This is a genomic window from Microbulbifer sp. GL-2 (assembly GCF_007183175.1).
Lineage (GTDB): Bacteria > Pseudomonadota > Gammaproteobacteria > Pseudomonadales > Cellvibrionaceae > Microbulbifer.
Genome location: NZ_AP019807.1, coordinates 3661628 through 3681193 on the forward strand (window position 1 = coordinate 3661628; position 19566 = coordinate 3681193).

General features: G+C 52.4%; 16 protein-coding genes. 9 read left to right on the top strand and 7 right to left on the bottom strand.

What is annotated here, in order from left to right:
* Positions 1 to 38: 38 nt before the first annotated feature.
* Positions 39 to 773 carry an SDR family oxidoreductase gene (locus tag GL2_RS16035; RefSeq protein ID WP_143731592.1) on the bottom strand — a complete coding sequence of 245 codons (735 nt, stop codon included), beginning with the start codon at positions 771 to 773 and terminating at the stop codon, positions 39 to 41.
* Between the two features lie 113 nt (positions 774 to 886).
* Between GL2_RS16035 and GL2_RS16040 the strand changes: the two genes are divergently transcribed.
* Complete coding sequence (locus GL2_RS16040) at positions 887 to 1516, top strand: TetR/AcrR family transcriptional regulator (protein ID WP_143731593.1); 630 nt, start codon at positions 887 to 889, stop codon at positions 1514 to 1516.
* Positions 1517 to 1561: 45 nt separating this feature from the next.
* On the opposite strand, the gene GL2_RS16045 is transcribed toward GL2_RS16040, so the two are convergent.
* From GL2_RS16045 to metH, 4 genes are all read right to left on the bottom strand, one after another.
* The gene (locus GL2_RS16045) at positions 1562 to 2110 is read right to left on the bottom strand and encodes a DUF934 domain-containing protein (RefSeq protein WP_143731594.1); all 549 of its coding nucleotides are present in this window, start codon (positions 2108 to 2110) and stop codon (positions 1562 to 1564) included.
* Positions 2094 to 3755, bottom strand: coding sequence for a nitrite/sulfite reductase (locus GL2_RS16050; protein ID WP_143731595.1), 1662 nt, complete (start codon positions 3753 to 3755; stop codon positions 2094 to 2096). The genes GL2_RS16045 and GL2_RS16050 overlap by 17 nt, the downstream gene beginning before the upstream one ends.
* Before the next feature lie 492 nt (positions 3756 to 4247).
* A complete protein-coding gene (locus GL2_RS16055; RefSeq protein WP_143731596.1) occupies positions 4248 to 4469 on the bottom strand; it encodes a DUF2970 domain-containing protein in 222 nt (73 codons plus the stop codon).
* A gap of 4 nt (positions 4470 to 4473) precedes the next feature.
* Positions 4474 to 8169: a methionine synthase gene (gene metH / locus GL2_RS16060; protein ID WP_143731597.1), complete on the bottom strand. Its 3696-nt coding sequence runs from the start codon at positions 8167 to 8169 to the stop codon at positions 4474 to 4476.
* 397 nt (positions 8170 to 8566) lie between these two features.
* Here metH and GL2_RS16065 point away from each other — a divergent pair, with 397 nt between their 5' ends.
* The 7 genes from GL2_RS16065 (at position 8567) to GL2_RS16095 (ending at position 14670) form a co-directional block, all read left to right on the top strand.
* Entirely contained in the window at positions 8567 to 9247 is a 681-nt protein-coding gene (locus tag GL2_RS16065) for a type 1 glutamine amidotransferase domain-containing protein (protein ID WP_143731598.1), read from the top strand.
* Positions 9248 to 9365: 118 nt separating this feature from the next.
* On the top strand, positions 9366 to 9956 hold the full coding sequence (gene nfuA / locus GL2_RS16070) for a Fe-S biogenesis protein NfuA (RefSeq protein ID WP_143731599.1): 591 nt from the start codon (positions 9366 to 9368) through the stop codon (positions 9954 to 9956).
* 208 nt (positions 9957 to 10164) lie between these two features.
* Positions 10165 to 11022, top strand: a complete 858-nt coding sequence (locus GL2_RS16075) for a patatin-like phospholipase family protein (RefSeq protein ID WP_143731600.1) — start codon at positions 10165 to 10167, stop codon at positions 11020 to 11022.
* 30 nt (positions 11023 to 11052) lie between these two features.
* Positions 11053 to 11931, top strand: coding sequence for a patatin-like phospholipase family protein (locus GL2_RS16080; RefSeq protein WP_143731601.1), 879 nt, complete (start codon positions 11053 to 11055; stop codon positions 11929 to 11931).
* Positions 11932 to 11988: 57 nt separating this feature from the next.
* A complete protein-coding gene (locus GL2_RS16085; RefSeq protein WP_370452064.1) occupies positions 11989 to 12978 on the top strand; it encodes a patatin-like phospholipase family protein in 990 nt (329 codons plus the stop codon).
* A gap of 398 nt (positions 12979 to 13376) precedes the next feature.
* Positions 13377 to 14252, top strand: coding sequence for a patatin-like phospholipase family protein (locus GL2_RS16090; protein ID WP_143731602.1), 876 nt, complete (start codon positions 13377 to 13379; stop codon positions 14250 to 14252).
* On the top strand, positions 14236 to 14670 hold the full coding sequence (locus GL2_RS16095) for a nuclear transport factor 2 family protein (RefSeq protein WP_143731603.1): 435 nt from the start codon (positions 14236 to 14238) through the stop codon (positions 14668 to 14670). Before GL2_RS16090 ends, GL2_RS16095 begins: the two co-directional genes overlap by 17 nt.
* Before the next feature lie 78 nt (positions 14671 to 14748).
* Here GL2_RS16095 and GL2_RS16100 read toward each other — a convergent pair whose 3' ends face one another.
* On the bottom strand, positions 14749 to 15762 hold the full coding sequence (locus tag GL2_RS16100; RefSeq protein WP_143731604.1) for an endo alpha-1,4 polygalactosaminidase: 1014 nt from the start codon (positions 15760 to 15762) through the stop codon (positions 14749 to 14751).
* Between the two features lie 210 nt (positions 15763 to 15972).
* On the bottom strand, positions 15973 to 18537 hold the full coding sequence (gene hrpB, locus GL2_RS16105) for an ATP-dependent helicase HrpB (RefSeq protein ID WP_143731605.1): 2565 nt from the start codon (positions 18535 to 18537) through the stop codon (positions 15973 to 15975).
* 410 nt (positions 18538 to 18947) lie between these two features.
* On the opposite strand from hrpB, the gene GL2_RS16110 reads away from it, so the two are divergent.
* Positions 18948 to 19409: a cupin domain-containing protein gene (locus GL2_RS16110; protein WP_143731606.1), complete on the top strand. Its 462-nt coding sequence runs from the start codon at positions 18948 to 18950 to the stop codon at positions 19407 to 19409.
* The last annotated feature ends 157 nt before the right edge of the window (positions 19410 to 19566 follow it).

A 19566-nucleotide genomic window follows, 5' to 3' on the forward strand; every position in this document is an offset into this window, starting at 1 on the left:
GCCAGATAACGTTATCTGGCGGGCTCTCCAATTACCGATTATTCACTCAAGTCTGCAGTCACAATCGCATCCGAGAACCCTTGATATGCAGCCTCGAAAGCTTTCGCCATAGGGTCAGGAAATAGATGGAAGTCCCCATTTGCAAGTGATTCAACAATACCATTGGCTACGGTACTGGGCGCTTCCCCCTCCTCTAATCCAGCCTGCTTTGCCATATCGGTTTCTATCGGGCCAGGGTGCACACTAAGTACTTGTACACCACGCTCCCCAAGAGTTTCACGCAGGGCCTGGGTAATTGCGTAGCTTGCGGCTTTGGATGCTGAATAGGTGCTCACATGGGGGAAAGTACGCAGGGATACAACGGAATTCATTTGTACCAGTGCGCCTTGATGTTTTTCCAGCTGGGGAGCAAAGGCCTTTGCTATCCGGACAAGCCCGAATAGGTTTACATTCAGCTCAAGTTCCAGTGCCTCTTCAACCCGGTCACTAAGCGGATCGGTTGGGGATAATACCCCGGCATTGTTTACCAGGATATCCAGGTCCTGGATCTCTGTTGCCAACGCTTTTATTCCATTGTCATCAGTAACATCCAGCTGAACAGTAACGACTTTGTCGCCGTATTTCTGGGTGAGGTCTGTTGTTGTCTCGGTGTTGCGCACTGCCAGGTAGACTTTTTTTGCGCCCTCCTTAACAAAAGCATCCACGATGGATTTGCCAATGCCTCGATTGGCGCCAGTGACTAGTGCAACTTTGCCTTGAACGGAAATGCCCATCTTGATTCTCCTGTGGGTGATTAATGTATCTAATCTGTACCGATCGGTATAAATTGAATTGAAGTGTACCGTTCGGTACAATATTGTCAATGAGTTTTTGAAGAGATTTCACTATGGCGGGGCGCAGACCTGAGTTCGATAAGACCAGTGCATTGGATGCTGCGATGCTGGTATTTTGGAAAAAGGGCTATGTTGGAGCGTCGCTTGCTGACCTAACCGGAGCGATGGGAATTAATAAACCCAGCCTTTATTCCGCCTTCGGTAACAAGGAAGCGCTTTTTGTCCTGTCTTTGCATCAATATCTGGAAAAGCATGCCAAAGACAGCCTGGCGCACCTCGATGCTGAAGGTAAGAGTTTGAGACAGCGGATTTCTGGTTTCCTGCTGGCGACGGTCCGCGGGCAGTTGGGAGAAGAGACCCCAAGGGGGTGCTACCTAGCCCAAGGCTTGTCCGAGACGGCAGGGGAGGGACTGCCACAGGCGGCTATCCAGGCCCTTAAAGCCGCCGATGAGGAAAACATGCGGCAATTAGTGCATTTCTTTCGCAGTGACCCTGAGTCCCAGCGCCTGGGTTTGGATTTGCAAGCCGATAGAGCAGCGCTCTACTTGGTGACTCTCCTTCATGGCACCGCTTCACTGTCGAGGTCGGGCAGATGTAAGAGTGAACTGGAGGGTATCCTGGAGTTGGGTTTACGCGGCTTGGGCTTGGGCTTGGATGAGGAGGGGCACTTGCCCCTCCAATAGAGCCCCCATCAATAGAGAAGAGATAGGGGCGTGCATGCTCTGGCTTTAGAAGCGTCTTCGGAACAGCGGTAGAGGTTGGTCTGCTCCGCTCTGGTAGCTATCACCGAAATCACTCAGGGAGCCTTTCAAGCTGGCAAGAGGCTGCTCACCTTCAAAGGCGTACGCATTAAAGCCACAGCGCTGAAGGTACGTAAGCTGGTCACGCATAAAGCCTCCTACGGCGCGCAATTCACCTTTGAAGCCAAATCGCTCGCGCAGCATGCGGCCCGCTGTAAAGCCGCGACCGTCGGCAAAGGCGGGGAAATTTACAGCGATCAGCGGAAGCTTGGCGGCTTCTTCGGCAATCAATTCTGCACCTTCTTCGCTATCGAGCCAAACACCGATCTCGTCACTGCGTGCCGCGAGAGCTTCGCGGTGATTTTGCCACTGCCGCAAGGGCAGAATAAGCCTGCCGGCCGGCAGGGTGGCCAGATCGAGACCTTGGCCAGCTTCAACCTGAGCTATCAATTGCCACTCATTGGGGCTGACTTCGCCATTGAGAATCAGCTCGGTAGGGTTGCCTGGTTGCGGGCCCAGTTTAGCTGGCTTTGGCATAGACTCTCTCCTTGAAGGGCTGCAGGCCAATGCGTTTGTAGGTGTCGATAAAGGGTTCTTCAGCTTGGCGCTGCTCAACGTACAGGTCGAGGATTTTGCCGATTACCTCGGGGACTTCAGCGCGAGAGAAGCTTGGCCCGAGCACTTTTGCCAGGCTGGCATCATTTGAGGCGCTGCCACCGAGCTGGATTTGATAGAACTCTTCCCCTTTCTTGTCCACGCCAAGGATGCCGATATGCCCCACATGGTGATGCCCACAGGCATTCATGCAGCCGGAGATATTCAGGTTGAGGTCGCCCAAATCGTAAAGATAATCGATATCTTCGAAGCGGCGCTGAATAGCCTCTGCTACCGGAATGGACTTGGCATTGGCGAGGGAGCAGTAGTCGCCACCGGGGCAACAGATCATATCGGTAAGGGTGCCGATATTTGGAGTGGCAAAGCCGTATTTACGCGCCTTCTGCCACAGCTCATACAGCTTGTCTTGTTCAACATCGGCGAGAACTACGTTCTGGTCGTGGGTAACACGCGCTTCGCCAAAGCTGAAGGCATCGGCGAGATCGGCGATCGCATCCAGTTGGCTGTCAGTAACATCGCCGGGGGGAACACCGGTGGGCTTGGTGGACAGTTTTATGGCGCGGTAACCCGGTACCCGGTGAGGGTAAGTATTGCGCTCCAACCAGCGTGCGAACGCTTTATCGTTGCCCGCCTGTTGTTGAAGGGCTGTATCGCTATGGGTGCCGATGAACCCTTTGTATTCGGGTGCGGTGAAGAACGACTTGGCCCACTGTAAGGCTTCCTGGGTCAGCTTTTCAGTGCCGTCTTTTATGTGCTGCCACTCCTCTTCTACCCGGCGTCCAAATTCCTCCGGACCAAGAGCCTTCACCAGGATCTTGATACGCGCTTTGTACTTGTTGTCGCGACGGCCCAGCTGGTTGTATACACGCACAATGGCTTCCAGATACGAGAGCAGGTCTTCCTCAGGCAGAAAGTCACGGATACTTTCTGCTATCACCGGCGTGCGGCCCTGACCGCCACCAACCAGTACCTGGAACCCGGTTTCCTCGCCGCGCTTAACAATCTGTACGCCGATATCGTGTACGCGGATGGCGGCGCGATCCTGCTTTGAGCCACTGACTGCGATCTTGAATTTACGTGGCAGGAAGGCGAACTCCGGGTGGAAGGTGGACCACTGGCGGATTAATTCACAGTAGGGGCGGGGGTCGGCGATCTCGTCGAGAGCGATGCCGGCATAGGGATCCGAGGTAGTGTTGCGAATACAGTTGCCACTGGTTTGTACGGCGTGCATTTCCACTTCTGCCAACTCGGACAGAATAGCCGGCACGTCTTCGAGCTGTGGCCAGTTGTACTGCAGGTTCTGGCGTGTGGTGAAGTGCGCGTAACCCTTATCGTAGTCACGGCTCACCCGTGCGAGACGACGCAACTGGGCGCTGTTAAGCAGGCCGTAAGGCACGGCAATACGCAACATTGGAGCCAGTCGCTGAATATAGAGGCCATTTTGCAGGCGCAGTGGCAGGAATTGTTCCTCACTCAACTCGCCGGCGAGGTAACGTTCCGTCTGGCCGCGGAACTGGGCTACGCGATCGTTGATGATGGCGCGATCCCGGTCGTCGTATCGATACATAACAGCTTGATTCCATTGCCTTTGTGCGCTGATGGTGGAGAAAGGGACATGCCCCGGACGATTCTCCGCTGGCGCATAACATACCAGCGCTCTTATGCAATAAATAACAATATTTTCCGCTAATTCTGTAACTAACGGTTATAAGCGGGAAAAGTTGCTTATACATGCTGTCTTGCGCGATAAACGGAGATTTGCTCTACTGGACTGGCCGTTCTAAACGGTTCATCTACTTTGCAGAACAATAATGAGCAATCGGAGTGATTCGATGAATGAAGAAGTAGTTGTTACCCCGGAAGAAGACAATTTTGTAGATGCCATTGCCGCTGTGGCCCTGGTCGCTATTTTTGTCGCTACCTGCATTTTTTGGGTTGCCACCCGCTAGTATCCCGGTGGCCCGGAGCCAGGCTTTACCGGGCTAACCTATCTTTTATCCTGACGAGGTCGGAAGGCTATAAGCCTGGCTTTTGCGGCTACCAGCGTCCATCGGTGCTTTCAGCCCATATTGCTTAATACGGTCTTTACGATCAATGCCAGCGCCAACACAAAAAAGGTTGTGAAAATAATACCGGCGACAACATAGTTCATCATGCTGCCACTCTGAAAATCCCGCTCGCGGTTCTTGTTGCTCTGAACACCAATGGCGGCAGCCAGCGTGCTGAGCACTAGCTGGCCGAAACCGGGTTTACCAGCCTTATCTTTATTGTTTTCTTGCATAGGCTCATTCCTCAAGGTTGGGGCGCAGCCAGCGCTCCAGTTCCAGTTCGCTGATCCCTTTTCGCTCGGCCAGACTTTGCAGCTGATCTCTGCCAATTTTGCCAACGTTGAAGTACTTTGCTTGTGGGTGGGCGAAGTACCAGCCGCTGACCGCGGCTGCCGGCATCATGGCAAAGTGCTCAGTAAGACTGACCCCGGCATTTTGCTCTGCCTGCAGTAATTTGAACAGGGTGCCTTTTTCCGTGTGATCCGGGCAGGCAGGATAGCCGGGGGCGGGGCGGATACCCTGATAGGCTTCCTTGATCAGCTGTTCGTTGCTGAGAGTTTCTTCTGGCACATACCCCCAATATTCCTTGCGCACCAGACGGTGCAGGGTTTCGGCAAAAGATTCTGCCATGCGGTCTGCCAGGGCTTTAACCATTATGGCGTTGTAATCATCATGCTGGGCTTCATAGGTTGCCGCCAGTTCGTCGGCTCCAATGCCGGTGGTAACGGCAAAGCCACCCACGTAATCAATGTGGCCCGACTCCAGTGGAGCGACAAAATCCGCCAGGGAACGGCACAGGCCATCGCCTCCGAGCTTTTGTACCTGCTGGCGCATATGGTGTAAGCGTGCCAGCTCTCCGCTGCGGTTTTCATCGGTATAAACGATGATATCGTCGCCAACACTGTTGGCGGGCCAGAGTCCAAATACGGCGCGGGCGCGCAGCAGTTTTTTGTCGATAATCTCCTTCAGCATGCGCTGGGCATTTCTGTAAAGATCACTGGCGGCCTCACCCACAATTTTGTCTTCCAGGATTGCAGGGAACTTTCCTGCCAGGTCCCAGGAGATAAAGAAGGGAGTCCAATCCATAGTATCGAGCAGTCTTTCCAGGGGAAAGTCATCAATCACTGTGACGCCCAGTTTGTTGGGTTTTGCGGGCTGGTAATTCTGCCAGTCAAAGTCTGGGGCAGCATCGCGCGCTTGTAAGTAACTTAAGCGGGTATCGTTGCGTTTGCGATTGGCGGTGCGGACTCGTACTTTTTCATACTCAGCGCGAGTTTTCTCTATAAATGCCGGGCGCAACTCATCTGAAATCAGGCTGCTGGCCACACCCACCGCGCGGGAAGCGTCGGCTACATAGACCACCTGGTTGCGATGGAACTGGGGATCAATTTTCACTGCGGTGTGTGCTTTGGAGGTAGTGGCACCGCCGATCAGCAAGGGAATATCAAACTCCTGGCGCTCCATTTCAGCCGCAACATGTACCATTTCATCAAGAGAGGGCGTGATCAAACCAGACAGGCCGATAATATCGCACCCTTTTTCTCGCGCAGTTTGCAGAATCGTCTCAGCGGGCACCATAACGCCGAGATCAATCACCTCGTAATTGTTACAGGCCAGTACAACTCCGACGATATTTTTGCCGATATCGTGCACATCGCCTTTTACCGTGGCCATCAGGATACGTCCATTGGGACGGCTATCCTCAGTCTTTTCTTCTTCAATAAACGGTTGCAAGTAGGCTACCGCCTGTTTCATAACACGGGCAGACTTCACTACCTGAGGCAGGAACATTTTACCCTCGCCAAACAGGTCACCGACGATATTCATACCGTCCATTAGCGGACCTTCAATTACATCCAAGGGGCGGGAAGAGCAGGCTCGGGCTTCCTCAGTATCTTCCTCGATATAGTTATTGATGCCCTTAACCAGGGAGTGCGCCAAGCGCTCTTTTACTGGGAGTTCACGCCAACTCAGGTCTTCCTTACGGGTGGAGCCGCCACCTTCACCCTGATATTTGGGGGCGATGTCAAGCAAAGCCTCGGTAGCCTCTGTGCTGCGGTTGAGAATCACATCTTCAACTTTCTCCCGCAGTTCCTCAGGCAATTCATCGTAGACAGCCAGTTGGCCGGCGTTGACGATGCCCATATTCAGCCCGGCCTTGATAGCGTGGAACAGGAAAACCGAGTGGATGGCCTCACGTACCGGGTTGTTGCCGCGGAAGGAGAAGGATACGTTGGAGACGCCGCCGCTAATCTGGGCGCCAGGCAGGTTTTTGCGAATCCAATGGCAGGCCTCGATAAAGTCCACCGCGTAATTGTTGTGTTCCTCTATACCGGTGGCGACGGCAAAAATATTGGGATCGAAAATAATGTCTGTGGGATTGAATCCGACTTCATCTACGAGCACATCGTAGCTGCGTTGGCAGATTTCTATTTTGCGCTCGAAGGTATCCGCTTGGCCGTTCTCGTCAAAAGCCATAACAACGACAGCCGCACCATAGCGCAAACACAGCTGTGCTTTCTCAATAAACTCCTCCTTGCCCTCCTTGAGGCTGATGGAGTTCACAATGGGCTTGCCCTGGATACACTGCAGCCCCGCCTCAATCACCTCCCATTTTGACGAGTCCACCATGAACGGCACTTTGGCAATATCGGGCTCGGTGGCGGCAAGGTTGAGAAAGCGGCGCATGGCGGCGAGTGAATCGAGCATCGCCTCATCCATATTGAAATCGATCACCTGTGCGCCGTCTTCTACCTGGGCAGCGGCTACCTGCAGGGCGGTGTCGTAGTCCTCTTCCAGGATCAGGCGTTTGAATCGAGCGGAGCCTGTGACATTGCAACGTTCGCCCACATTGACGAAAAGGGCGGTTTCATCGGCGACAAAGGGTTCCAGGCCGGAAAGGCGCAGAGCCGGTTTGATTTCTGGCAGTTGGCGCGGAGCGACATCGACTACCGCCTCGGCGATAGCACGGATATGGTCTGGGGTAGTGCCACAGCAGCCGCCGAGGATATTAATAAAGCCGCTGCGGGCAAACTCAGCCACAATTGCCGCTGTTTGCTCCGGGGTTTCATCATATTCTCCAAACTCGTTGGGTAGTCCTGCATTTGGATGTGCGGACACATAGGTGGAAGAAACGCCGGAGAGCGCCTCGACATAGGGCCGTAACTCGGTGGCGCCGAGGGCGCAGTTCAGACCTACAGAAATTGGCTTGGCATGGGCGATGGAGTAATAAAATGCCTCTGTGGTCTGGCCTGAAAGGGTGCGACCAGAAGCATCGGTAATGGTGCCGGAGATCATAACCGGCAGTTCGAAACCCAACTCCTCAAACAGCTGCTGCATGGCGTAGATGGCTGCTTTGGCATTGAGGGTATCGAATATTGTCTCTATCAGGATCAGGTCGCTGCCGCCTTCTACCAGGGCGCGACCGGCTTCTACATAATTACTCACCAGTTCATCAAAAGTGACATTGCGTGCGCCGGGATCATTTACATCTGGGGAGATACTGGCGGTGCGGGAGGTGGGACCGATAACCCCGGCTACCCAGCGCGGGCGCTCCGGTGTGGAGACTGCGTCTGCTGCGCGGCGGGCGATCTCTGCTGAGCTGCGGTTTATCTCTTCGACCAGGTGCTCCATATCGTAATCAGACTGGGACAACTGAGTGGCGTTAAACGTATTGGTTTCAATAATATCGGCGCCAGCCTCGAGATATTCCCGGTGGATTTGTTCGATTAAATCGGGGCGGGTCAGGCTGAGCAGATCATTGTTGCCTTTGAGATCGCGGTGAAAATCGCTAAAGCGTGCGCCGCGGTAATCCGCTTCCTCAAGCTTTTCCCGCTGGATCATCGTCCCCATAGCGCCGTCCAGAATCAGGATACGCTGAGCGATTGCAGCTTTAAGTTGCTCCAGGCGTTGATTGCGGGACTGCTGGGACATATACCAATCCTTATGTATCGATGGCGGGAAAGGCCCCAATCTTAGCACAGTACCTCTCTCCCAAAGGAGGCGACTTGGTGTAGGAGTACCGATCCCCCACAATAACCGGTATTTTTTTGCTAAATACAAGCAATATATACTTACAGAATTGTCACTTCTGGATATAAAAAATCAGGTGGCAACTCATCCTCTCTCACATAGCTGGCGGGTCTATGCTCTCTGCGGCAGTACTGAGTTTTTCAATTTTGGTAAGAAGCCGGGTAGGGAACCACGGTCACCAGTAAGGTCTGTAGTGTGACTAACTGGTGTTGTGGGTTTTCCAGTTTTTAACTTTTCCATATCCACAATATTTGAGCGATATTTTTCATTCCTCAGATCATCCTAAGGGAGGCTATTTATGAAAATACTGATGGTTTTGACTTCACATGACCAGCTGGGCGATACCGGTAAGAAAACCGGCTTCTGGCTGGAGGAGTTTGCTGCGCCTTACTACATCTTCAAAGATGCTGGGGCAGAAGTGACCCTGGCCTCTCCAAAAGGCGGCCAGCCGCCTCTTGATCCAAAAAGCGATGAACCGGATTTCCAGACAGCGGCAACCGAGCGCTTTCACCAAGACCCGGCAACCCAGCAGGTGCTGGCGAATACTGCCAAGCTCACAGATATGGACGAATCGGACTTCGATGCTATTTTCTACCCCGGTGGGCACGGGCCACTGTGGGACCTGGCGGAGGATCAGAAGTCTATTTCGCTGATTGAAGAGTTCTACGCCGCCGACAAGCCCATAGGCGCTGTCTGCCACGCTCCCGGCATATTCCGGCATACCCTGCGGAAAGATGGTGAGCCCCTGGTTTCCGGTAAGAGCGTCACCGGTTTTACCAATACCGAAGAGGCTGCAGTAGAGCTGGTGGATATAGTGCCTTTCCTGGTAGAGGATATGCTCAAGGATAAAGGCGGCAACTACTCGAAGAAAGGTGACTGGGCACCCTATGTGGTACAGGATGGCAAACTGGTGACCGGGCAGAACCCCGCCTCATCAGAGGAAACTGCCCAAACCCTGATGGGGCTTATTCCGGTGTAAATGTCCGATGGGAGGGGCGAAGGGCTGTTTGTCACCTCCCAGTAAAGACACCGGTTTCACTTGAGCGCTTCTGAGAGTAAAATACCCGACAAAGTAGCTCGGTTATTTGAGAAGGCTTATGTCAGAATTGAATGTCACCATTACCGAATCTGCGCAGGAATACCTGAAGGAACTGCTGGCCAAGCAGGACTGCGAGGGGATTGCTATTCGCATGTTTGTCTCTAATCCCGGCACACCCAGTGCCGAAACCTGCATTGCCTACTGTCGCCCCGGTGAGGAAGAAGCAGAAGATGTGATGATGGAGATGAATGGTCTAAAAGCGTACTTTGAAGGCCGCAGTGTGCCGTATCTGGATGATGCGCGCGTTGACTATTCATCAGACAAAATGGGCGGGCAGCTCACCATTCGCGCGCCCAATTCGCGCATGCCCAAGATTACTGATGACAGCCCCATCGAAGACCGTATCAACTACGTGCTCTATAACGAAGTGAACCCCGGTCTGGCGGCCCATGGCGGTCAGGTGAGCCTGGTGGAGGTTACTGAGGACATGTACGCCGTGCTGAAGTTTGGCGGTGGTTGCCAGGGGTGTGGCATGGTCGATATGACCCTTAAAGAAGGGGTTGAGAAAACTTTGAAGGATAAAATCCCGGAACTGGCCGGAGTGAAAGACATTACCGACCACACCGATAAATCCCAGGCTTACTATTGATCGCCTGAGCGAATCGATAGCAGGATAGAAAGCGGCCCAACGGGTCGCTTTTTTAATGGCCATTCGACAAAGCCCTTTCTCGTGTTTGATACGGCGAAAATCCGGCTGCCACATCCCCATCCCCTGTTTATATTTGATGCATCCCAAGGGTTTTCTGTTGGGTGAGGTTTACCTTGAAAATATGCCAGATTGGCGGGGAAGAGGGCTTATGTTTGACCAGGTGGTATTTGCCGGCGGAGGAGTCCGCTGTACCTGGCAAATCGGATTCTGGGATGCGGTGGCCAGTGAGATACAGCTGTCACCAAGGGTGGTGAGTGCTGTATCCGCAGGGGCTTTGGTATCGAGCCTGATCCTGATGGGGAAATCACTGGCGGCAGTAGATCACTTTGCCACAGCATTTCGGACCAATGGCAGAAACATCCATTGGCAGAACCTGTTTAAGGGAAAACCAGTGTTTCCCCACCATCATATTTACCGCCATGCGATGCGCAAACTTTTTACTGGTGGCCTTAAAAAATTACACTCGACAGCGGATCTGCGTATTGCAGTAGCCTACTCGCCTGAATGGCTTTCAGGGCCCTTGGCGTTACTTCTGGGTATAGGGATCGACTATACCGATACCTACTTCTCTCGTAGTTTGCATCCCTCCAGTGCAAGACGCTTGGGCTATCGTCAGTTTTTTCACTCGGCGCATAACTGCACTGATGAATTGGAGTTAGAGCGGCTGATTTTAACCTCTTCCTGCACGCCCCCGCTGACTCCGAGGCAACAGCGCGAGGGGGCGGAAATTCTCGATGGTGGTGTGGTGGACAGTGTCCCGGTAGGCGGCTTGGACCCGGAACCCGGTCGGGTCCTGATTTTGCTGACTCGCAATTACCCCCAGTATCCCTGGTGTTTCACTTGCCGTAAGGGAGATCAATTGTGGACCTATGTACAACCCATACGGCCGCTGCCGATCAGGGTATGGGACTTTGCCAACCCGCAGGCTTTGACCCGTGTTTTTCATGCCGGGCGTGCCGACGGCCAGGCATTCCTGGCAATGTTGCTGGCGGGGGAGCATTGTTGACTGTTAGCCGCAAAAAAGAGGTTTCGGGGGATGTTTGACCAGGTGGTATTTGCCGGTGGTGGTGGGCGCTGCACATGGCAGATCGGGTTCTGGGAGTCTGTCGCTGAGGAAATCCAACTGCGTCCCCGGGTGGTGAGTGGTGTGTCTGCTGGTGCCTTGATCGCTGGCTTGATCATGATCGGTAAAGCTTCGGCGGCGGTAGACTATTTTGCCGCTGTCTTTAAGGCCAATCAAAGGAATGCATATTGGCGCAACCTGTTTTGTGGGAAGCCGGTGTTCCCCCACTATGGAATTTACCGGAACGGGATCAGGGCACTTTTTTCAGAGTGCTTCCCTCGCTTGCGCTATGGGGCTGAATTGAGGGTTGCAGTATCCCGTCCACCACACTGGCTCCCGGTTTCCCTGGCGCTGGCCGTGGGAGGGTTAATTTACTACTCCAACAAATACCTGATGCGCAGTCTTCATCCCGGCGCGGCGCGGCGTTTGGGGTACCACCAGGATTTTTATCGCGTTCAGGACTGTCGCGATGTTACTGACTTTGAACAGCTGATCCTGAGCTCATCCTGCACCCCACCATTTACTCCGAGATTGTGGTGGCAAGGCATGGAAGCCCTGGATGGCGGAGTGGTGGACAATGTCCCGGTTGGGGGGATAGATCCGGGTAAAGGGCGAGTGCTTATCCTGCTGACACGTCGTTATCGTGGCTGTCCCGACTGGTTTACCCGGCGCAACGGTGAGCAACTCTGGACCTATATTCAACCATCAAAACCACCACCAATAAGTGTCTGGGACTTTACTAATGCAGAGGGGCTGAGAAGTGCCTGTGAAATGGGTCGTCATGACGGTCGCCTGTTTTTACACAATGTATTGGCTGATCACTGTTATTACACAGATGTTGGGGGAGATTGATATTTGAGCAGGTGATTTGGAGGAGGGAGACGATGCCCCTGGTAGCTGGATTTTGATATGGCACTTACCCAGGAAATTAACCTGGTGCCTGAAGCGATCAGCTCGATTAGGAGGCATACATTGAATGAGGGCTCGGGAAGAGCGCAGGGAATTAGAAAAGGAATTTTGTACATGTTTGATCAAGTGGTATTTGCCGGCGGAGGTGGGCGCTGCATCTGGCAAATTGGTTTTTGGGAATCGGTAGCGGATGAAATTAATCTGAGGCCTAAGGTGGTCAGTGCGGTTTCCGCAGGTGGCCTGGTAGCGGGGCTGCTATTGATTGATAGGGGACAGGAGGCTGTGCGCTATGTCCAGTCGGTTTTCAGTGACAATCGTAAGAATGTTTACTGGCGTAACCTGTTTCGCGAGGAGGCGGTGTTTCCCCAGTATGAGATATGTCGCGATGGGATTAGGCAGCTATTTGACAAAGGCCTTGTGGATTTACAGGCAGTGGCTGAGCTGCGTCTCGCTGTGTGTCACCCCCCGGCATGGATGTTTGGACCACTGGCACTAACCTTTGGTGCTGTAATCTACTATGCCGATAAAAAGTTTCCACGCAGCCTGCATTCCAGTACGGCAACACGGTTGGGGTTTCGCCAATCCTTTTATCGTGCGCAGGACTGTGCCGATATGGAGGAGCTGGAACACCTGATTTTGAGTTCCTCCTGTACCCCGCCTTTTACGCCCCGGTTGCAGTTGAATGGTGCCGAGATACTTGATGGCGGTGTGGTGGACAATGTGCCAGTCGCCGGACTGGATGGTGAGGAGGGTAGAGTATTAATACTCCTGACAGCCCGTTTTCCGGGCTACCCGGACTGTTTTACCCAGCGCCAGGGCGCACAGCTTTGGACCTACGTACAGCCTTCAAGGGTCCTGCCGATCAAAGTCTGGGATTTCACTAGTCCAGAAGCCGTCACCGCTACTCTGAATATTGGCCGTATCGATGGCAGGGCGCTGCTGGACAAGCTCCACTCCGGTGCCACTGAGCTGGGAGCGCAGGTACTGTAAATATGTTGGTTCAGCAGGCAGCCTTTCTCACTCATGCCGCAAGTGGCTAATGTCGTATCAGCTGCTGTTCTATTGGCAAGCCTGCTGCATGGACAGCTTGTATTTCCTCACAATGATTTCTCCCGGCGCGGATTACATGAGTTATTTCTGCGATTTGATTTTGGTGACCGGGGGTACTGCCTTGGTGATATGTCATTGTCATATAAGCCCAGCATGATTGAGCGTTTAGGGTAGGCTGATCTGTTGCGCTCGGCAGCTGAATCCATTAGCTTATGCAATTAGTTGCATATGAACGCATACTTTAAGATTCAGTATTGGACTGCCTGGAACTGGAAGCAGGGTGAGAGAAAGCCGGGCCAGGAAATGGCCGGGAACTCCACATTATAGGTAAGGGATTTATGTTTGATCAGGTCGTTTTTGCCGGTGGGGGTGGACGCTGCACCTGGCAAATTGGCTTTTGGGATTCGGTAGCTGGGGAAATTGGCCTTGCTCCCAAAACAGTGACTGCGGTATCTGCCGGTGGACTCATGGCAAGCCTTATCCTGATGGGGCGGGCCGAGGAGGCACGTGAGCATTTTTGGTCGGCATTTGCTGCGAATGCGAAGAACGCCTATTGGGGCAACCTGTTAAAGAAAGAGCGGGTATTTCCCCAGTACGGAATTTTCCGCAATGCCATGCTGGAGTTATTTCGCGATGGTCTGGAGCCTTTGCGCAATGCTGCAGATTTGCAGATTGCCATAACCCATCCCCCGCGCTTTTTGACAGCGGGGGTGGCGCTTGGGGTGGGTGCGCTCGCCTATTATACCGACAAACACCTATTGCGTAGCCTGCATCCGAAGATGGCCCTCGGTCTCGGTTTTAAGCAGAACTTCTACCGTGCGCAAGACTGCACCAGTGTGGAGGAATTGGCGGAACTGATTTTATGTTCTTCCTGTACTCCTCCCTTTACGCCGCAGATGCGCTTAAGTGGCGCAACCGTGCTCGATGGTGGCGTGGTGGACAATATTCCGGTAGCGGGGTTGGATAAAGAGGCAGGCCGTGTATTGATCCTGTTAAGCCGGCGTTACCCTCGCTATCCGGATAGATTTAACCGGCGCCAGGGCGAGCAGCTGTGGACCTATGTGCAGCCATCACTGCCACCATTTATTCGCGTCTGGGATTACACCAATCCTGAGCTGGCACAAAAGACTTATGAACTCGGTTGTGCCGATGGCCGGGAATTTTTACACAAGCATATGCTTGAACGGGAGATAGTCGATGAACAATTCCAATAACCCGATAGCGGAGTCAATTGCCCTGTGGCACGAAATGGTTGAAGCTCGGGATTTGAGCCGGCTGCCAAGTATCGTTGCGGAAGAGGCAGTATTTCGCTCTCCGGCATTTTTCAAGCCCTACCATAGTTCGGCGGCGGTTTGCCTGATCCTCAATACGGTAATGCAGGTCTTTGAAAGCTTTGAATACGACCGCAGCTTTACAACTGAGTCCGGTCGTGATCTGGCCCTGGAATTTAAGGCCTCCATCGGTGATAAGAGTCTTAAGGGGCTGGATATCATTCGCTTTGATGAAAACGGAAAGATTGTCGAGTTTGAGGTGATGATACGCCCGCTCAACGCCCTGCAGCAGCTGGCGGAGGAAATGTCCGGGCGCCTTTCACAGTACGTGACTCAATACAAGGATGCTCAGCCAGCTTAATTGTTGTTTTTAGGAAATGATTGATGGCAACCAGGTCGGGTTTAGAACCCGATTGGCTGCCTGGCGGTAGAGGTAAAATTAATTCCCTTCGTTTGTATCCAGGGAGTCGAAATATTCAAATGCGTCGATACCGTCCATATAGGCACCGTCAAAGCCCGCATCGACAATCTTGTAAATGTAAGAATCATTATTGCCGTAAATGATGTCCTGCCACCCCGCTTTCCAGTATTCCACGTAATAGTTACCTGTTTCATTGGGGACTTCGTCAAGTAGCCAGGCCGGTGGGTTGGTAGGCCAGAAGGATTGCCAATAGTAGCGGTTTTCCTGCGCCTCACCGATGTTCACATAGGCCATTACGAGCCTGTCCCCACCATTCTCCTTTACTTTGAGCTGTTCAATTTGCTCTTTGGTATAGGGCTCGCCATCGAAGAAAAAGTCGATAATGATCAGGTCGTAGTTGGTTTCACTCAATCTGTCGACAAGAACCTGTGGGCTCGAGAAGTTACCGGTGTTGGTCAGGTTGAGAAAGTTGTTGGCTTCGTTCAATTCACGGACATTGCGGTTGTCGACGTTGAAAGGTTCTGCAGGGTAGGGAGGGACATCGTTCAGGATCGTTTGATTTGCAGCGAAGGAAATATAGCCGACGCTCTTGTTTTGCTCGTTGGAATCGTCAACATAGTCTTCACGGCTGGCGAAGTCAGTGACAAGAATAACGTTGTTGTTGCTGTTGTTGTCTTTGGCCAGGTCGAGATAGTCCTGCAAGCGGTCGCTTTCAGAGGTGCTGGTGGGTTGGTCAACACCGTTTTGCCCGTAGAACACTGCCTCCTGGGCGATACCATCGGTAGAGCTCACATAAGCGCTATCTACCTGGCCGGTGGTCTTGGTATCGGTAGTGATTAACTCAATGCCGTTTAGCGGGACAATAATAAAATCCCGTTCGAAACCCTTGGCATATTCACTGATATCCTCCACCAGATAGCGCATTTCCTGGTCGTAATCCACATTAACTGGGATCACAATGTCGGGTAGGTCATCAAAGCTACAGCCGAAAAGAAGTACTGGGCTTAGGAAAAATGGAAGCGTCCGGTGCAAAATTCATCTCCATGGACGGTTGTTGGCAGAGCAAGTTAGCCTTGCTGATTTTCTCTATTGGCATGAGGAACCAGGCTAAGTTCCCCAAAGATTACCATTTTTTTCATGCTTTAATCATTGATTCAGAATAGGTGAATCCGAAGCTGCACAAAAGCACGGGGGTTAAAAGCCTACTTGCTCTAATCTGAACGACGGCTTAACGGTGGTGCCTCACTGTGTATTCATCCTCTTCTTGGTCTTGTTGGTGGCGACCGCAGTTAGGGGGTCGTCTGGCCAGTAGTGCTTCTGGTATTTGATGCGTAACTCCTTTTTCACTTCCTGGTAGGTATTAGCCCAGAAATTGGTGAGATCTCGAGTGATTTGCACCGGGCGTCGCGCTGGTGATAGCAGGTGAATCATCATGCTGAAGCGACCGCCCAGGATTGCAGGGGTTTGTGCCATGCCGAACAATTCCTGCAGGCGCACGGCTAACACCGGAGGGGATTCTTCGTAGTTAATCTGGATACGGGAGCCGCTGGGAACGCTGTAATGGCTGGGGGCCAGCTCATCAAGCAACTGCTGTTGTGGCCATGTGAGCCGGCCTCGCAGGATACTGAGCAAGTCCAGCTGTTTGAGCTGTTCCAATTTATTAAAGCTCTGGAGGTGGGGAAGCAGCCAATTATCCAGACTGGCCAGAAGTGATGTATCACTCCAGTCAGGTAAATGGGCCTCGGCAACCAGGTCTTGTCCTATCTCACACTGGCGTAGAAACTCCACTCGGTTGCGGTACTGAATCGCATCATTAGTCCAGGGCAGTATCGCCAGCCCTTTGTGCCGAATGGCATCCAACAGAGCGCGACTCAATAACTCTGTAGGAACGTCCCTGGCTGCCTGCTGTTGCAATACCAGGCTTCCCAGAGTGGTGCGCTCAACTGCATCTGCGCGCCCAGTGGCCTCATCCCAACGAATATATGTCTCTTGCTTTATCTGGTCGGCAAAGCAATCCCTTAAGGTGCCTGCTGAAACGGGAGCGGCCAACTGGATTCGGGCGTCGCGTCCCTGCCCATCGAGATCAGCAATTACCAAATAGTCACATATTGCCAGGGCATCATCATGGGAGAAATGTGCTCCGCGCCCATTGGAAAGCAGGAAGCGCCGCGCGTGATCATGGCGGTTTTTGGCGATTCTGTCTGGATAGGCCAACCCTAATAGGGCGCCAATCTGGTCGGGGTGGTCAATAGCTGCGGGATTGGTTGTTTGGCTGGAAGCGAGTTTCCCTAACTGGGTCTGCCAGGTTTTGGATTGCTGCCGAACTCTCTGGATAGCGCCCCGATCTACTTCACGAGCTTTGTTCAGACCCTGTAAAACCTCAATCCGCTTGCCAATATCCCTGTCCCAACGGGCCTCGCCGCGAAATATATCTCGCTCTGATAAAAGAGCCGCTAGCAGGCAGGCCTGTTGCTGTAGCCCCCAATCAAGGCCGCGTATCATCATGTGGGCGAGGCGGGGATGGCAGCCGAGGGACAGCATGGCACTGCCATGGCGAGTTATGCGTAGTTTATCATCGAGTGCGCCCAGCTGTTGCAACAGCTCCTGGGCTTGTGCCATAGGTCCGGCAGGAGGGAGGTCCAGCCAGCGGAGTTCAGATGAATCACTGATACCCCACTGAGCCAATTCCAAAGCAACTGGTGTCAGGTCACTGCGAAGAATCTCAGGGGTATTCCTGGTGCTCAGGCTACGCTGGCGCCCTTCGCTCCACAGGCGCAGGCACAGGCCAGCGCTGAGGCGGCCAGCACGACCGCTGCGCTGGGTAGCCGATGCTTGGGAGATGCGGCTGGTTACCAATCGGTCCATACCGCTATTGGGGTCAAAACGGGATTCACGCATCAATCCGGAGTCCACTACCATCCGAATCCCTTCAATGGTCAGGCTTGTCTCGGCAACGTTAGTGGCCAGAACAATCTTGCGCTTGCCCGGCTTTGCCGGTGTGATGGCCAGGTCTTGCTGCTCCCTGGTCAGGTCTCCGTATAATGGAGCTATTGTTATATCGTTGAACGAAGGTGCTTCTTTGGTTAAACGCTCTTTGAGCTTTTCTTCAACTTGGCGAATCTCCCCCACGCCAGGCAGAAACGCCAGCAGGCTACCCATTTCATTGCGTGTGCAATCCAAGATCTTACGTACCATCAAGTTGGAGACCTGGCGTTCATCGTCCAGTTCTTCCCGTTGATCTATGTATTGCACGCTGACGGGATAGCTACGCCCCTCGCTAGTTATAACCGGTGCATTGTTGAGTACCTTTGCAACAGCGTCTGTTTCCAGGGTGGCAGACATTACCAGTAACTTAAGGTCCTCGCGCAGGTACTCCTGGGATTGCAGGCAAAGTGCCAGTGACAAGTCTGCCTGCAGGTTGCGCTCATGAAATTCATCGAAGATAACCAGTGTCGTATTGGACAGCTCCGGATCAGACTGTAAAAGGCGGGTGAGGATTCCTTCTGTAACAACCAATATACGGGTTTGCTTACCGGCCTTGCGCTCCCCGCGAATCTGGTACCCGACAGTTTCACCAGGTTTCTCACCAATTTGAGCAGCCATTCGAGCCGCAGCGGTGCGTGCCGCGAGTCTACGCGGCTCCAGAATGATGATATTTTTATTCCCCAGCCAGTTTCTGTTAAGCAGGGCCAAGGGAACAACAGTGGTCTTACCTGCACCAGGAGGAGCCTGGAGGACCACATTACTGTGCGCTTCCAAGGCCTCGAATAGTCTGGGTAGGGTGGATTGTATCGGTAAATCTGGCATGGGCGGGATTATAGTGGTTAAAGTTGCCGAGAGGAAAAGGAAATTAATGGATGCGAGATTTACATATTATCTCCATTGACAGGGGCTATAAGTGAAGATGAAATTGAATCCGGTCCAGGAACTCCAGCTGATCATTGAATAGGTGACTCAATAGTTATCTGGAAGATATTGAGAGTTAGTAGAGAATTATTAGGATTGCTTGTTTCTCAATTGAAAAGAGGAACTGGGCCTCCTCAAAATTAAAAGTTGGGTAAAGACCAATAGTGTTGCCCTGTTATTTTGAATTGTTATTGATCTGTGCTCTCTCTACAGAGGGGCAATCACCTAGTGACTTTTTATATGTCAAATAAAGTGCCTGTCTCCAATTAATACTACTATAAACTTGTGTTTAACATTGGGCTGGTACTGCTATGGGGCTAAATCTACGACGTGTTGTGACGGGCCATAACAAAGCTGGTAAGCCAGTTGTAATTTTTGATGATCGGGGAGAGCATACTTCCAGCTGGCGTCCCCATATGCAGCAACAACAGCTTTGGACGACTACGGACTTACCTGTTGAAATAGATTCAGTTAATGGTGACAAGGGGCACCGTCAGGCTGGTACAACTATTCGTGGTGGATCCATCTTTAAAGTGGTTGAATTTGGCCCAGGTGTAACGCCAAGAATTCATCGGACAGACAGTATCGATTACGCTATTGTTCTCTCAGGTGAGATTGATATGGAGCTGGGAGAGGAACAGTTAGTTCACCTGAACGCAGGTGATGTATTGATTCAGCGTGCGACCATTCATAACTGGATTAATCGTGGAACAAAGCCTTGCTGCATAGCCTTTGTGTTAATTAGTGCGGTGGGCAATTCAGCAATTGGCTAAGAGGAATCTATCGGTGAACCTGAATGTTTGTAAATGGCTCAAAAATAAGCGAAAGGTTAATTAAGTTATCATTAGTATTTTGATAGGTAATGATATTATAACGAAATGTATCTCTAGATTTATGCCTTGGAACTTGATCCACATATGATATCGAATC

What these genes read in the sequence shown, in the direction of transcription:
- GL2_RS16075 (WP_143731600.1), top strand. Translation starts at nt 10,165, where the DNA reads ATGTTTGACCAGGTGGTATTTGCCGGCGGAGGAGTCCGCTGTACCTGG.
- GL2_RS16095 (WP_143731603.1), top strand. Translation starts at nt 14,236, where the DNA reads ATGAACAATTCCAATAACCCGATAGCGGAGTCAATTGCCCTGTGGCAC.
- GL2_RS16050 (WP_143731595.1), bottom strand. Translation starts at nt 3,755, where the DNA reads ATGTATCGATACGACGACCGGGATCGCGCCATCATCAACGATCGCGTA.
- GL2_RS16090 (WP_143731602.1), top strand. Translation starts at nt 13,377, where the DNA reads ATGTTTGATCAGGTCGTTTTTGCCGGTGGGGGTGGACGCTGCACCTGG.
- GL2_RS16045 (WP_143731594.1), bottom strand. Translation starts at nt 2,110, where the DNA reads ATGCCAAAGCCAGCTAAACTGGGCCCGCAACCAGGCAACCCTACCGAG.
- nfuA (WP_143731599.1), top strand. Translation starts at nt 9,366, where the DNA reads ATGTCAGAATTGAATGTCACCATTACCGAATCTGCGCAGGAATACCTG.
- GL2_RS16080 (WP_143731601.1), top strand. Translation starts at nt 11,053, where the DNA reads ATGTTTGACCAGGTGGTATTTGCCGGTGGTGGTGGGCGCTGCACATGG.
- GL2_RS16055 (WP_143731596.1), bottom strand. Translation starts at nt 4,469, where the DNA reads ATGCAAGAAAACAATAAAGATAAGGCTGGTAAACCCGGTTTCGGCCAG.
- GL2_RS16085 (WP_370452064.1), top strand. Translation starts at nt 11,989, where the DNA reads ATGGCACTTACCCAGGAAATTAACCTGGTGCCTGAAGCGATCAGCTCG.
- GL2_RS16040 (WP_143731593.1), top strand. Translation starts at nt 887, where the DNA reads ATGGCGGGGCGCAGACCTGAGTTCGATAAGACCAGTGCATTGGATGCT.
- hrpB (WP_143731605.1), bottom strand. Translation starts at nt 18,537, where the DNA reads ATGCCAGATTTACCGATACAATCCACCCTACCCAGACTATTCGAGGCC.
- GL2_RS16065 (WP_143731598.1), top strand. Translation starts at nt 8,567, where the DNA reads ATGAAAATACTGATGGTTTTGACTTCACATGACCAGCTGGGCGATACC.
- GL2_RS16110 (WP_143731606.1), top strand. Translation starts at nt 18,948, where the DNA reads ATGGGGCTAAATCTACGACGTGTTGTGACGGGCCATAACAAAGCTGGT.
- metH (WP_143731597.1), bottom strand. Translation starts at nt 8,169, where the DNA reads ATGTCCCAGCAGTCCCGCAATCAACGCCTGGAGCAACTTAAAGCTGCA.
- GL2_RS16035 (WP_143731592.1), bottom strand. Translation starts at nt 773, where the DNA reads ATGGGCATTTCCGTTCAAGGCAAAGTTGCACTAGTCACTGGCGCCAAT.